Genomic DNA, 15,034 nt, shown 5'->3' on the forward strand with positions numbered 1-15,034 from the left:
GGCCGTCTTTCACTATTGAACCATGCGGTTCAAAATCTTATCCGGTATTAGCTCCGGTTTCCCGAAGTTATCCCAGTCTTATAGGTAGGTTATCCACGTGTTACTCACCCGTCCGCCGCTAACGTCAAAGGAGCAAGCTCCTTATCTGTTCGCTCGACTTGCATGTATTAGGCACGCCGCCAGCGTTCATCCTGAGCCAGGATCAAACTCTCCATAAAAAATTATGATGTTTGATTAGCTCATAAAAACTAAATTAATTGTTGTAACTTTCGTTACATTATTGGAATTAACGTTGACATATTGTCATTCAGTTTTCAATGTTCATTTCTTTACCGACAAGAATTAATTATACGCTTTATTAACTTTAAAGTCAACAACTTTTTATAATTAATTTTTGAAGTGTTTTGTGTGTGTTTCGCTTTGTTCCGCTCAACAAATATATACTATACAGGCTCACAAAGCTTTTAACAACAGTAAAATTTACACTTTCTTAACAAACGAGAACTCCTATTTAATCATATGCCGAACGATATAGACTATCCATTATATAAAGTTCATTTTTTTATTATACATTCCATAGAACTACTTACTTATCCCTAAGATAAATCTTTAATTTACAAACTTTATCTTTTTTTAAAATTTTTATTAAGAAATACAAAAAAACGCTGATACTATACATATCAGCGTTTAAACTACATTTCAGTTCTACCGGCAATTGCTTTGGATAAGGTCACTTCATCAGCATACTCTAAATCTCCGCCAACTGATAAACCTTGGGCTAAACGCGTTACTTTTATTCCAATAGGTTTTACAAGTCTTGAAATATACATCGCCGTTGACTCACCCTCTAAGTTAGGATTCATCGCTAAAATTAATTCTTTAACTTCATCACTTTTTAGTCGATCGACTAATGCAGGTATATTGATATCTTCCGGACCTATACCATCCATTGGAGAAATAGATCCATGTAACACATGGTATAATCCTTTAAATTCTCGCATCTTTTCCATTGCGATAACGTCTTTATCATCTTCAACAACACAGATTACTGAACGATCTCGTTGTTTGTCTTCACAAATGTAACAAGGATCTTTCTCTGTAATATGTCCGCAAACACTACAATAAGTAAGTTCACGTTTAACATCCACAAGTGCTTTCGCAAATTGAACAACGTCGTCTTCTTTCATATCTAATGTATGAAAAGCCAGACGTTGAGCTGTTTTAGGGCCAATGCCTGGCAATTTCATAAAACTATCTATAAGTTTGGATATTGGTTCTGGATAATGCATGTTATCACATTCCAGGGATGTTTAAGCCTTGAGTATGTTTACCTAGACGTTCTTGTGTTAATTTATCAGCTTTATTCATTGCTTCATTTGTAGCAGCTAATACTAGGTCTTGTAACATTTCAACATCATCTGGATCTACAGCATCTTCTTTGATTTGTACGTCAACAACTTCTTTGTGGCCAGTAACTGTTACAGTAACCATACCTCCACCTGCTGTACCTTCTACACGTTCTTCTTTTAATTTCTCTTGTTCTTGTTCCATTTTCTTTTGCATTTTTTGCATTTGTTTCATCATTTGTTGCATATTTCCGCCACCGCGCATAATTCCGTTTCCTCCTTATAATCCTTCATATTCTTTAAATTATTACTTTGTTTATATTATACATACGAATATTAGCCTTGTCATGTGTGGCTATTCATCTATCATATGAACTGTTTCTTCGCCAAATAAATCTTTTGCTTTTTGTGCTATATCCTCTTGTTCTGGTTCTTTTTCATTTTCTTCCGCTTCATGATGTTGATCTTGTTTACGATTTTGGAGATACTCAGCTCTAACACGTAACCATTGGTCTGAAGGCACGCCTACCACTTTGACTGTTTTATTGACGATATTACAAACAACACTTTCTATATTATTACGTTTTTCATCGTCTTTATTAACAATTTCGCAATGAATTTCTTCTTCAAACTTAACTAGTACATGATCTTCACTAGCAGCAACAGGTTCTGAATTTTGAAGTAAGCTCACTAAAGATTTTTTGTCATTATTTTTGGCATGATCAATTACTTCTTGCCAATGATTTTTAAGTAACTTAATGTCATCCTTATTCGCTTTATCTAAAACTTTTGCAATTTGTTGCATTGAAAATGCGTTTTTAGAGCGTTGTTGACTACGCACAGGTTTTTTAGGTTGTTGCGTTTGTCCTGATGTAGCCACTCCTTGAGATTTCAAGGTTTTAAGTTCTTGTTCTAATTGTTCCATACGTTGTAATAAAACATCATTATTAGGCTCTGTGGCAACTTGTGTAGTCGCAACATTTTGTACTGTTTCTGGTTTAGCTTTAATCATTTCCGCTAATTTTACTAACAGTACTTCAAAGTGAACACTTTGATTTACACTAAAACGTATAGAAACTAATGTGTCATTAATGATATCAATCATACGATATAAGGTATCTAAGTCAAAATGAATAAGTGCATCATATTCAACGTCTTGGTTAGACGTTTTGTTCATAATAGTATCTCTAACAAAATAAATCATATCATTAATCAAACGATTAACTTCTTTACCTTCTGTAACAAATTGGTGATATCTATTAAATGATTCTTTAACATCACCTTCAACTATATCTTTAAATAATTCATTAAGTGACGCTTCGTCAACGCTGCCTGTAACATTTAACGCATCTTGTAAAGTTAAGTGTTCATCTCCGAACGCAATAGCTTGGTCCATAATACTTAACGCATCTCGCATACCACCTTCAGATGCCTTGGCAATAAACTCTAAGGCCTCATCATCGTATGGTAATGATTGTGAATCAGCTACATATTTCAAACGATCAACAATTTGATTTAAACTGATTGCTTTAAAATCAAATCTTTGTGCTCTTGAAATAATCGTTGGTGGAATTTTATGAGGTTCAGTTGTCGCTAAAATAAAAATCGCGTGTGCAGGTGGTTCTTCTAATGTTTTTAACAATGCATTAAAAGCCCCAGTAGTCAGCATGTGAACTTCATCTATAATATAAATTTTATATTTTGATTCGCTTGGAGCATATTTAACTTTATCTCTAATGTTTCTAATTTCGTCTACACCATTGTTACTTGCGGCATCAATTTCAATAACATCAGAGTTAGTACCTTGCGTAATGCCTTTACAAATTGCACACTCATTACATGGTTCTCCATCCGAACTATTTGTACAATTGATAGCTTTCGCAAATACTTTGGCAATACTCGTTTTCCCAGTTCCTCTTGGGCCACTAAATATGTAAGCATGAGATTGCTTTCCTTTAGAAATCGCATTTCGCAAAGTTTTAGTTACATGTTCTTGACCAACAACATCATCAAAACTTTGAGGGCGATACATACGATATAACGCTTGATAATTCAACTTAGCACCTCCATTAGCAATTACATTCTATTATATCACGCACGTAAACTTGTTCATCAATAAAATTGTGTTAACGCATAATACTTGGATATTGTACTTTCCCAATTGGTGGATCTATTAAGTTATCCCATAGAAATTTCACTAATAAAGGTTGTGACTCATCTCCATATTCTGAATATAAGCCGAATTCACTAGCTAATTGATAACCTAACTTTTTAAAATAGTCTTGTTCTCGGTCAACAACAATCGTTGTATAATCTTGGGATTTAGCTCGTTCTTCAACAGCTTGCATAAGAGCTTTACCTAATCCTTGATTTCTTAATTCTTTTTTTACTGATAAAGACGCGATGGTTAAAGCTGTATATTTCTTTTCTTCCGATGTAACACTTACTTCTATTAGTAATGCATGTCCAATAACCTTATTTTGCTCATTTTTCGCAATGACTTCTAATTCATAATTATAGTCATCTGATTTTCTTAATTTTTTAACGAGTGCTTTTTCTTGCCAACTCGTTTCAGGTTGATCATCATAGTTTTCTTCAATACTATTCAACGATTCTTCATAATCCACTTCGGTTAAGGTACTCAAGTATATTTGCATTGTTTCACCACCATGTTTGTCATTAGCTATTGCACTTATATATCGCTTTAACTTTATCAAATTATGTCATATTTATCTATTTATAAAAAAGAGAGCGACTCATCGAAAATAAGTCGCTCAAATCTATATTTTGTATAATTAGTTTTTTAAAATTAAAAACCGTGCACCTTTGTATCGAACGTATATCACAAACGTTACCGAAGTCGTTAGCTAAATCTCGGCTACCCTACGGCACATATGATTATCCACTTAATGCTGCTTCCGTCAGGACCTGACATGATTCGTGGGTTCATATTGCATAGGACCGAAATCTTCAAACACTACGTGCTTCGGGCAGACTTCACAAAAATACGCCCTCAACAAAGGAATTAAGTCTCGCATAAAGCGGATTTCGAGTACAGGGAACCGCTACCTCCCCACCTAGCACGGTAAGATTTATAATACTATAATTCCTCTATTGTTTGCAAGTTTAAAATCTTATTCTGAAAAATATCTATTAGAACTATTATATTAAAGAAACTACTGGATAAGATTTTCACGACGTCGAGAAAACTCTTTAAATTTAAAATCTGTCGCAATGTGTTTAGATATATTGTATTGAAACTGAGTTGTATCTTTTAAGTAGACTGTACTTCTTACAGTAGCGGTATAAGGCGGATTAATATCGCCAAATACCTCATCATCTATCTTTGAAAATGGTTCAAAAGTAATTGATTTACTCGAATAACTAATCTCTAGTTGTAAATCATTTTCTAAATAATCATATATGGATTGTCTTGCTACTTCATCACTAATGTTTCCAACAATAGATTTTACGAAGAAATCTTCATCTAAAATTTTTACTTTTCCTTCTATAGAACGTGTACGAATAACATGAATTAATTTATCATCTTTTTCCAAGCCTAATTCAAATTGTACTTTTTCTGCATCAGCGGCATTTATTTCTTCATTAATCACAAGTTCAGTATGATGTTTTAAACCCAATTGATGTTGTATCTCTTTAAAACTAATTAATTCTGAAAAAGGAAATTCAGTTATCCCTTGGTATATTACAACAGAACCTTTACCTCTAATTTTTTGAATCATACCATCATTAGCTAATAAGTCCAGCGCTTTACGAACAGTTTCTCTCGAAGTTCCATATGTTGTAACTAATTCATTTTCAGAAGGTAGCTGCTCACTATATCCATATACTTCTGTTAAGATTTGATTTTTCAATTGTTCATAAATTGTGATGAATTTCTTTTGTACCATGGTGTATTCCTCTTTTAATCGTATTTACTTTGCTGTTTCTATAACAATCGCGCCAAATCCTGATATTTTATGCTGATTTACAGTTCCGTTTTGAATAATAGTATCGCCTGATATATCTAAATCATCAGGTAAAGTGACTTCATCTTTTGAGAAATTAGCTATAATTAACCAAGTTTGATGACGATAATGTCGACGATATACAAATAATTGATTGTGATCCATATACATCGGTTCTATATTACCATAAGTTAAAATATCATTTTGATGTCTTAAATTTATTAATGCTTTATAAGTATGCAGAACGGATTCGGAATCTTTCATTGCTTGTTCAACATTAATCTTTTGATAATTATCGGCAGTAGCAATCCATGACTCTCCTGAAGTAAAACCTGCATTTTCTGAATCATCCCATTGCATTGGTGTTCGAGAATTATCGCGTGATTTTTGGTCTAATATTTCTAGAATGTGTTGTTCTGAATAACCTTGGCTCTTCAAATAATGAAAAGCATTCAAAGATTCTATATCTCTATATTCCTCTATTGATTTAAAATGAGGATTTATCATACCTATCTCTTCACCTTGATAGATGTAAGGTGTACCTTGCAACATATGTAGTGCAATGGCTAAAGTTTTTGCACTTGCTTGACGTAACTCTTCTGAACTATCATCTCCAAAACGCGAAACAACACGTGGTTGATCGTGATTACACCAAAATATTGCGTTCCAACCTCCACCTTCGTAAATACCCAATTGCCAATTCATTAATATTTCTTTAAGCTGATGAAAATCCATTTTCCCTTTAGCCCATTTTTCTCCATCAGGATAGTCAACTTTCAAATGATGGAAATTGAATACGCTACTTAATTCTTGTCGATTAGGATTAGAGTATTTAACACAATGATCAATTGTTGTAGATGACATTTCACCTACAGTCATCATGTCTTTATTTCCAAATGTATTTTGATTTAACTCATGTAAAAATTCATGTACTCTTGTGCCATCTGTATAAAATTCTTTACCAATTTTTTTAGAATCTTTAAATTCACCTTTAGAAATAAGATTAATCACATCAAAACGGAATCCATCCACACCAAAGTCTATCCAATGATTTACAATTTTATATAGTGCTTGTCGTACGTCGGGATTATCCCAATTTAAATCAGCTTGCGTAACATCGAATAAATGTAAATAATATTCATCTGTTTGTTCATCATATTTCCAAGCATTCCCACCAAATTTAGATTCCCAATTGGTTGGAGGCCCCTCTTCTGATGATCTAAAGAAGTAATAATCACGGTATGGACTATCCTTAGATTTAATCGCTTCTTTAAACCATTGATGTTCAGTAGATGTATGATTGATGACGATATCCATCATTATTTTAATATTTCTTTGATGCGCCTCTTTTACTAAAAGTTTAAAGTCATCTAATGTACCAAAATTCTCATTAACCTTCAGATAATTACTTATATCATATCCGTTATCATTCATTGGTGATTCATAAATAGGTGTTAACCAAATATAATCAATTCCTAAAAATTGTAAGTAGTCGAGTTTTTCTATAATACCTTTGAGGTCACCTTCACCATTTCCCGTTGTATCATTAAATGACTTAGGATATATTTGATAAACTACTGACTTTCTCCAGTCTTGTTCTTTCATTGTAAAACCACCTTTTTGTACATTGTTTAATAATAAAAAGCGTTCAGAGGTTTGCTAAACATGAACGCTTTAATTTTATGAGTTAGATGTATCGACCATTTTTTTGGCTTTTTGATTACTAAATCTTGAAAATACTATCGTTAAAATTGCTGGGACAATCGTAGCCACTAATATAGCCGGGATATAAATCCACCAAAATTCATTTTTTATTGAAATAAATGCTGGCCAACCACCAACACCCACTTTACCTAATACTTTATTAGCACCAATGAATCCACCGAGTACACTTGATGTTAGAATTGCAGAGATAAATGGATATTTCAATGGTAAGTTCACACCAAATAATGCTGGTTCAGTAACTCCTAATACACCTGAAATACCTGAAGTAAATGCAAGTCCTTCTTCTTTAACCATCTTCTTACGTTTGTAGACAATCCATGCACCAAATGCTGCTGACCCTTGGCAAATATTAGAAATGGCTAAAATTGGCCATAAATATGTACCGCCTAAACTACTACCCATTAATTGGAAGTCAACAGCTAAGAACATGTGGTGCAGTCCTGTGATAACAAGTGGTGCGTATAATAAACCATATAAAGCACCACCTAACCAACCTGCATGTTCGAAAACATATGTTACTCCATTTGTAATTCCTGTACCTAATATTAAGGCAATTGGTCCGATAACAATAAATGCCAAGAAGCCTGTTATTAACAGTGCAACTGGACCGACAACTAGCATTTTAATGGAATCATGTACAACTTTATTAAGTACTTTTTCAATTTTTGCCAAAACATATGTAGCTAATAATACTGGTAAAACTTGTCCTTGATAATTCAATTGTTTAATTTCTAATCCAAATAAATTCCAAGTTGGTATATGTCCTTTACCGATATCGTATTGAGAGACAAGTTGTGGATTCATCAAAATAAGTCCCAATACTAAACCTAAAATCGGACTTCCTCCAAACACACGCATACTACTCCAACCAATTAACGCTGGTAAGAAAATGAAGGCTGTGTTAGCTATAACGTTAATCATATCTGAAATATCCGCAATTTGCGGGTACATTTCTATTAACTTTTTAGGACCAAAAAGACCTTCCATGGTTAAAATGTTATTAATCCCCATTAATAAACCTGCAGTTACAATCGCTGGCAAGATTGGTATAAATATATCCCCTAACAATTTAATCAATCTTTGTATAGGATTCCCCTTTTTCGCTGCAGCTTGTTTAGCGTCATCTTTAGATGCTTCTTCTGCTCCGGTTTCTGCTACAAATTGTTTATAGACTTCATCAACTGTCCCCGGACCAATAACAATTTGGTATTGATGATCTGCTTTGAATTGTCCTTTTACTAAAGGATTATCACTTAATGCATCTTTATCTACCTTGTTATCGTCTTTTAACACTAATCGTAACCTTGTCACGCAGTGTGTTGCAGTGTCTAGATTTTCTTTGCCCCCAATTGCATCTACAATGGCTTTTACATCTTTATTATTTACAGCCATAGCCGTCACTCCTTTGTTTTCTTATGCTGATTATAACTTGTCTAGACAAGTTATGTAAAGGCTTTCAGAAAAGTAGAGTTAATCGTTCAATGTTAAATTCACAAATACGCCATTATTAATATTGATTTAACAGTTAAGAACTAATTATGGACTGCGCAGATTAAAACCTGTATCTATCAAATGTGGACGGACATTACTAATGCATTAAAGATGAGGGTTTTTGACTCCAAAAACAAATAAAAAAGGCAAATACTCATTGATAAATGAATACTTGCCTTTTATATCTATTAGTCTTGGATTTAAAATTCTAATGGCGGAGGAAGAGGGATTCGAACCCCCGCGGCCCGTTAAGGCCCTGTCGGTTTTCAAGACCGATCCCTTCAGCCGAACTTGGGTATTCCTCCATTGAACACAATAAATATATTATAATAGCGTTCATTAAAAGTCAATTCTTTTTTTACACTAGAATTTTTTGATTTAAATAACTTTCAACTGCATCAGCCACTGCTCTACCTTCTTTAATAGCCCAAACAACAAGACTTTGACCTCTTCGAGCATCACCAGCAGCAAAAATTTTCGAATGATTCGTTCTAAAATCTCTATCATTAGCAATAATTTTATTTCTTTCAGTTTTAATACCAAATGATTGTGGAATTGTCGTTTCAGTACCTACAAAACCAATGGAAAGTAATACTAAATCAGCAGGCCAAAATTTTTCTGACCCTTCTCCCATTACAGTTCCATCTTCAGTTTCACTAATTACTTGTGTATAGAGTCCTCTAACATTACCAATATGATCCACATCATACCTCATCGTTTGTACACCATAAGCACGTGGTTCTTGACCAAAACGTGCTTCATATTCCTTATGAGCATAATCCATTTTAAATACTGGTAAGGCTAATGGCCATGACGTATTGGTTTCAAAAGTGATTTCTTCAGGTAATTTCGTATACTTATTAAACTGTACGACAGATTTGCAATTTTCACGTAATGCAGTAGCAACACAGTCTGCACCTGTATCACCTGCTCCGATAATGATGACATTTTTATCTTTAGCTGTTATTGTTACCTCGTCAATTTCACCATTTAAAAATTGAGTTTGTTCAGTTAAATAATCCATTGCAAAATGTATACCGTAACCCATACGTCCTTCTAAAGGTAAGTCTCTAGCATTTTGAGAACCAGTGCATAGAATTATTGCATCATACATCTTTTCTAGTTCTTCACGATTGATATCTACACCTATTTCTATACCTGTTTTGAATGTAATGCCAGCTTCTTCCATTAATTTGACACGACGTCTCACAACATCTTTATCTAACTTCATATTAGGAATACCATACATCAATAATCCACCCGGTTCTTTAGCACGTTCGTATACTGTCACTTTATATCCTCGATGATTAAGTTCATCTGCTGCTGTCAAACCGGCCGGACCACTTCCAACAATTGCAATTGTTTCATTTCTATCCGCTTCAGGATATTTCGGTTTAACCCAGCCATTGTCATAAGCTTCATCAATAATAGTTCGTTCAATACCTTTAATCGCTACTGACTCTCTATTAATTTTCATCACACATGCATGTTCACATGGTGCTGGACATACACGCCCTGTAAATTCCGGAAAATTATTAGTTTCGCTAAGTCTTTCGTAGGCAGTTTTATAGTCACCACGATAAACAAGATCATTCCATTCAGGTATGTAATTACCAATTGGACATCCTATGGTTTCATTCCCATAGGATAATCCACTTTGACAAAATGGTGTACCACAATCCATACATCTTGCACCTTGAATTGAAGCATCATCTTTTGAAAATCGATTTTGAAATGCTTTGTGGTTTGAAAGACGATCAATCAAAGACAACTCTGATAATGCTTGTTTTTCATATTTCATAAACCCTTTAAACTCGCCCATGATAATCCCTCTTTCTTAATAAACTACTGCCGGTTTTAATTTTGTATCTATACTTGTTCTTTCATCATAAAATGCTGCTAACATTGCTTCGTCTTTTTGATTATGATGACGTAATTGAATATCAATTTTTTGCATCATTAATTTATAATCTTTAGGTATCACTTTTACGACTGATTCTGAAATTTGATCGAAGCGTTGTAGTAGTGTTTGTGCTTTTGAACTATGTGTATATTTCACATGAGCTTCTAGCATTGATTTAATAAATTGCTTTTCTTCTTCATATGTCACATCACTAAATTCCATAGTAGAAAGTGCATGCTTTTCTTTAAATTCATTAACATCACTTGGGAAGATGTAACTAACACCACCACTCATACCTTGACCAAAATTCTTTCCAACGTCACCAAGAATTAATACATGTCCCCCTGTCATATATTCAAGTCCATGGTCACCAATACCTTCAACTACTACATCGACACCACTATTTCTGATACAAAAACGTTCGCCAGCTTTACCATTAATGAAAGCTTTACCTTTCGACGCACCATAGAAACAAACATTTCCTGCAATAATTTCATTTTCACGTGATTGATTTGGCGCTTGAACTATCACCGTTCCTCCAGATAAACCTTTTCCAACATAGTCATTCGCATCACCATTATGATGTATGGTTAACCCTTTAGGTGCAAATGCTGCTAGACTTTGTCCAGCATGACCTTCCGTATGTACATATATTGTATCTTCAGGCAATCCTTTTTCCCCATATTGTTTAGCAATCGCACTACCAGTAATTACGCCAACATCACGTTGTACGTTCTTAACTGTATAACTTCCTGAAAATGCACGTCCTGCTTCTATACTTTGTATAGCATCAGGATATAAATAATTTAAATCAAAACCTTCATCTAAATGATGATCTTGCGCAATTTGTTTAGTATCTGGTCCTTCTACTATGCTTAGCAAACGCTCAATATCAATAGATGCAGCCTTAGTACCAGGTGTTATATGTGAGGCACGTTGTAATAAATCTGTACGTCCTATTAATTCTTCAACTGTTCTCAATCCTAAAGATGCAAGTATTTCTCTTAATTCTTCTGCAATAAAGTACATAAAATTAACTACGTGCTGTACTTTACCTTTGAATAACGCACGTAAATCTTTGTTTTGAGTAGCAACTCCCACTGGACATGTATCATTATGACAAACACGCATCATAATACATCCAAGTACAACTAACGGTGCTGTTGCAAATCCAAATTCTTCCGCTCCAAGCGCACATGCATACGCTACATCTTTACCAGTGAGTAATTTACCATCTGTTTCTAATTTCACCCTACTACGTAAATCGTTTAATTTTAATGTTTGATGGGTTTCGGCTAATCCGATTTCCCATGGCACCCCTGCATGTTGAATACTCGTTTTAGGGGATGCCCCTGTACCTCCGTCATAACCACTGATTACAATTTTGTCAGCAAAAGCTTTAGCTACACCTGAGGCAATTGTTCCTACACCTGTTTTCGAAACAAGCTTAACAGCGATATCCGCTTCTTTATTCGCATTTTTCAAATCATGAATCAATTGTGCTAAGTCTTCAATAGAATAAATATCATGGTGTGGTGGCGGTGAAATTAATCCTATACCTGGTGTAGATCCTCTTGTTTCGGCTATCCATGGATATACTTTAGATCCTGGTAATTGACCGCCTTCCCCTGGTTTAGCACCCTGTGCTACTTTGATTTGAATTTCTTTCGCATGTTGTAAATAATCACTTGTTACTCCAAATCTACCTGACGCTACTTGTTTGATAGCACTTATTTTACTACTACCGTCTTTTCGAGGTTGATAACGTAATGGATCTTCGCCACCCTCTCCACTATTACTCTTACCACCTAGATGGTTCATCGCTTGTGCTAATGTTTCATGTGCTTCTGCTGAAATAGAACCATAACTCATGGCACCAGTATTAAATCGTTTTACAATTTCAGAGGCTGGTTCCACTTTAGATATATCAATTGGTTTACAAGACTTAAATTCCAATAAATGACGTATAAAATCTTGTCTTTGATAGTTGACCGCATCTGAATACTGTTTGAATAACTTATAATCGTTATCACGACAAGCATGTTGTAATAGAAAAATAGTCTGTGGATTGAAGGCATGATGTTGACCTTGTTGTCTCCATTGGAATGTACTACCAGGTGCTAAATAATCTGAATGATGACTCTGTCTAGCTTTATTTTCATCATCAATTTGTTGAATACTAATACCAGAAATTTTAGATTGTGTACCTGTAAAATATTTATCAATAACATCTTGTGATATACCAACAGCTTCAAAAATTTGTGCCCCTTGATAACTTTGAACTGTTGAAATACCCATTTTGGCCATTACTTTGATTACACCTTCTGATAAAACATCGGTATAAGTTTTAACATTAGCTGCAACCGTTCCTGATAATTGATTATTAATGGTTAATTGTTCTACTGTTTGTTGTGCTAAATAAGGTACAACTGCATTAGCTCCATAACCTAATAAACATGCTACATGATGTACTTCGCGTGTTTCTCCTGATTTTGCAACTATGCTTGTTTCCATTCTTAGTCCTTCACGTATTAAACATTGATGAACATGACTTACTGCTAATAACATTGGCATTGCAAATCCTTCATTAGACTCTAATAAACTATCATCTAATACAATAATTCCTGCACCATCTTTAACATGTTGTATAACCGTTTCTGCCAACAAATCAAGACTATGTTCTAAATTATCTTGATAAATTGTCGATACATATGTTGTTTTAAATTTCTTTACATCGATAACTTCTAACTGTGCTTCTGTCATTACAGGCCTTTTAAGTTGAACGCGATGTAGTACAGTTTGATCTGGTCTTAATAGGTTACCTTCTCCACCTAGATAAGATAGCTCACTTGTAACAATTTTCTCTCTATATGCATCAATAGGTGGATTAGTCACTTGTGCAAATAATTGTTTAAAATAATTAAATAGGGTTTCAGGTCTATCGTTCAAGACTGCGATAGGTGAATCATAGCCCATCGCCCCTATCGGATCTTTCTTTTGAGTTACTAAATCAACGATATATTTATTGATTTCTTCTTTCGTATAAGCGAATTGATTTTGCAATTTTAACAACGTCTTTGAATCTAAAAGACTTGAACGGTATTCAGTATTCTCAATATTAGCGTCATATTTGTCCGTATGTATCCATTTCGAATAAGGATGTTCGCTTGCAATTTCTGATTTCAAATCATTATTTTCAACTACTTTATTCTGTTTAAAATCAACTAATAATAACTTACCAGGGTTCAATTGTCCTTTAAATGCTACTTCAGATTCAGGTACATCTATAACTCCCACTTCAGATGAGAATACAATGTAATTATCTTTTGTAATCGTGTATCTACCTGGACGTAAACCATTTCGGTCTGTTAAAGCGCCAATTTTATCCCCATTACAAAATGAAATCATAGTCGGCCCATCCCATGGTTCCATTAAATAACTATAAAATTCATAAAATGCACGTACTTCTTTGTCGTTAGATTTGTTGTAAAGCCACGGTTCTGGAATTAATAACATCGCTGCTTTTTCCGGTTCCATTGCTAAAGATAAAAATTCCAATGCATTATCTACAATTGAAGAATCACTACCATCTTCATCGACAATACGGTGTATTTTATGTTGGTCTTCACCAAATAATGTACGAACTAATTTATTTTGACGTGCACGCATCCAATTCACGTTACCTTTTATGGTATTAATTTCTCCATTATGCATGAGGAGCCTATTTGGATGTGCTCGTTTCCAACTCGGAAATGTATTCGTACTAAATCTTGAATGAACAAGTCCAAGTTTAGATTGATAAGATTCATGCGTTAAATCTAGATATAAAGATTTAATTTGGTCCGAACGCAGCCAACCTTTATAAACAATCGTCTTATGGGACAAACTTGTAAAATATAGTTCCAAGTCTTCGTTTTCAGCGTAAAATTCAATTTGCTTTCTAGCTAAGTAAAGTTGTTTTTCTATATGATTAACGTGTCTAATATCAACAAATACTGGTTGAATATAAGGCATTGTATCCGCAACATGTTGTGCTACTGCTTCTTTATTGACCGGCACATCCCGGTATCCAATAATTTTTAGTCCTTCATTTTCGAAATATTGATTCAATACCGCTTCATGATTGCTTCCTATCACTCTCTCTTTTGAGAAAAACATGCCAACAGCATACTCGCCTTCATCTGGAAGCTCTAAATCAGAGAAATGTTCAAAGAATTCAAAAGGAATTTCTGTCATGATCCCCGCACCATCACCAGTCATTCCATCAGCGCCAACACCGCCTCGATGATCTAATCTACACAACATTTCCAATGATTTTCCAATAACATCGTGAGTTCTAATATTATTCATATTAGCGTAAAAACCAATACCACAAGCATCATGTTCCTCACGATAGTCGTATAATCCCTTTTTTAGCCTCTCATTATACATGATGCACACTCCCTTTTAGAATTTTCTGACAATTGATACATGATAATAAATAATATAATGTAATTTTTTCATCTGTTCAATATATAAATTAGATAATATTTATCTAAAAAAGAGAATGATTTGTGTATAAACTGTTATAATAAGTGTTAAATGTAATCAAGAAGCATGGA

General features: G+C 34.1%; 9 protein-coding genes, 1 tRNA gene, 1 rRNA gene and 1 other RNA gene. All 12 read right to left on the reverse strand.

All coding sequences use genetic code 11. The features are described from left to right. Positions 1–218, reverse strand: a 16S ribosomal RNA gene (locus N524_RS0111335); the annotation flags it as partial. Between the two features lie 474 nt (positions 219–692). Beyond that, on the reverse strand, positions 693–1,289 hold the full coding sequence (gene recR / locus N524_RS0111340; protein ID WP_017638323.1) for a recombination mediator RecR: 597 nt from the start codon (positions 1,287–1,289) through the stop codon (positions 693–695). Positions 1,290–1,293: 4 nt separating this feature from the next. After that, positions 1,294–1,611: a YbaB/EbfC family nucleoid-associated protein gene (locus N524_RS0111345; protein WP_017638322.1), complete on the reverse strand. Its 318-nt coding sequence runs from the start codon at positions 1,609–1,611 to the stop codon at positions 1,294–1,296. Positions 1,612–1,701: 90 nt separating this feature from the next. Then, positions 1,702–3,402 carry a DNA polymerase III subunit gamma/tau gene (gene dnaX, locus N524_RS0111350; protein WP_017638321.1) on the reverse strand — a complete coding sequence of 567 codons (1,701 nt, stop codon included), beginning with the start codon at positions 3,400–3,402 and terminating at the stop codon, positions 1,702–1,704. A 70-nt stretch (positions 3,403–3,472) separates the two neighbouring features. Then, complete coding sequence (locus tag N524_RS0111355) at positions 3,473–4,003, reverse strand: GNAT family N-acetyltransferase (protein ID WP_029056559.1); 531 nt, start codon at positions 4,001–4,003, stop codon at positions 3,473–3,475. Positions 4,004–4,162: 159 nt separating this feature from the next. Continuing rightward, positions 4,163–4,432: signal recognition particle sRNA large type (gene ffs / locus N524_RS13295), an RNA gene on the reverse strand. Positions 4,433–4,522: 90 nt separating this feature from the next. Continuing rightward, positions 4,523–5,257, reverse strand: a complete 735-nt coding sequence (gene treR, locus N524_RS0111360) for a trehalose operon repressor (protein WP_017638319.1) — start codon at positions 5,255–5,257, stop codon at positions 4,523–4,525. A 24-nt stretch (positions 5,258–5,281) separates the two neighbouring features. Next, positions 5,282–6,919 (reverse strand): alpha,alpha-phosphotrehalase, encoded by a 1,638-nt coding sequence (treC, locus tag N524_RS0111365; RefSeq protein ID WP_029056560.1) that lies wholly within the window; start codon positions 6,917–6,919, stop codon positions 5,282–5,284. Positions 6,920–6,994: 75 nt separating this feature from the next. Next, on the reverse strand, positions 6,995–8,431 hold the full coding sequence (gene treP / locus N524_RS0111370) for a PTS system trehalose-specific EIIBC component (RefSeq protein WP_029056561.1): 1,437 nt from the start codon (positions 8,429–8,431) through the stop codon (positions 6,995–6,997). A gap of 311 nt (positions 8,432–8,742) precedes the next feature. After that, positions 8,743–8,835, reverse strand: a tRNA-Ser gene (locus tag N524_RS0111375). A gap of 53 nt (positions 8,836–8,888) precedes the next feature. Continuing rightward, positions 8,889–10,352: a glutamate synthase subunit beta gene (locus N524_RS0111380; protein ID WP_017638316.1), complete on the reverse strand. Its 1,464-nt coding sequence runs from the start codon at positions 10,350–10,352 to the stop codon at positions 8,889–8,891. A gap of 15 nt (positions 10,353–10,367) precedes the next feature. Next, a complete protein-coding gene (gltB, locus tag N524_RS0111385; RefSeq protein WP_029056562.1) occupies positions 10,368–14,864 on the reverse strand; it encodes a glutamate synthase large subunit in 4,497 nt (1,498 codons plus the stop codon). Between the last annotated feature and the right edge of the window lie 170 nt (positions 14,865–15,034).

This window comes from Staphylococcus sp. URHA0057 (genome assembly GCF_000620265.1).
GTDB lineage: Bacteria > Bacillota > Bacilli > Staphylococcales > Staphylococcaceae > Staphylococcus > Staphylococcus pasteuri.

Coding starts and splice junctions, on each gene's coding strand:
- recR (WP_017638323.1), bottom strand. CDS start 1,289: ATGCATTATCCAGAACCAATATCCAAACTTATAGATAGTTTTATGAAA.
- N524_RS0111345 (WP_017638322.1), bottom strand. CDS start 1,611: ATGCGCGGTGGCGGAAATATGCAACAAATGATGAAACAAATGCAAAAA.
- N524_RS0111355 (WP_029056559.1), bottom strand. CDS start 4,003: ATGCAAATATACTTGAGTACCTTAACCGAAGTGGATTATGAAGAATCG.
- treR (WP_017638319.1), bottom strand. CDS start 5,257: ATGGTACAAAAGAAATTCATCACAATTTATGAACAATTGAAAAATCAA.
- treC (WP_029056560.1), bottom strand. CDS start 6,919: ATGAAAGAACAAGACTGGAGAAAGTCAGTAGTTTATCAAATATATCCT.
- treP (WP_029056561.1), bottom strand. CDS start 8,431: ATGGCTGTAAATAATAAAGATGTAAAAGCCATTGTAGATGCAATTGGG.
- N524_RS0111380 (WP_017638316.1), bottom strand. CDS start 10,352: ATGGGCGAGTTTAAAGGGTTTATGAAATATGAAAAACAAGCATTATCA.
- gltB (WP_029056562.1), bottom strand. CDS start 14,864: ATGTATAATGAGAGGCTAAAAAAGGGATTATACGACTATCGTGAGGAA.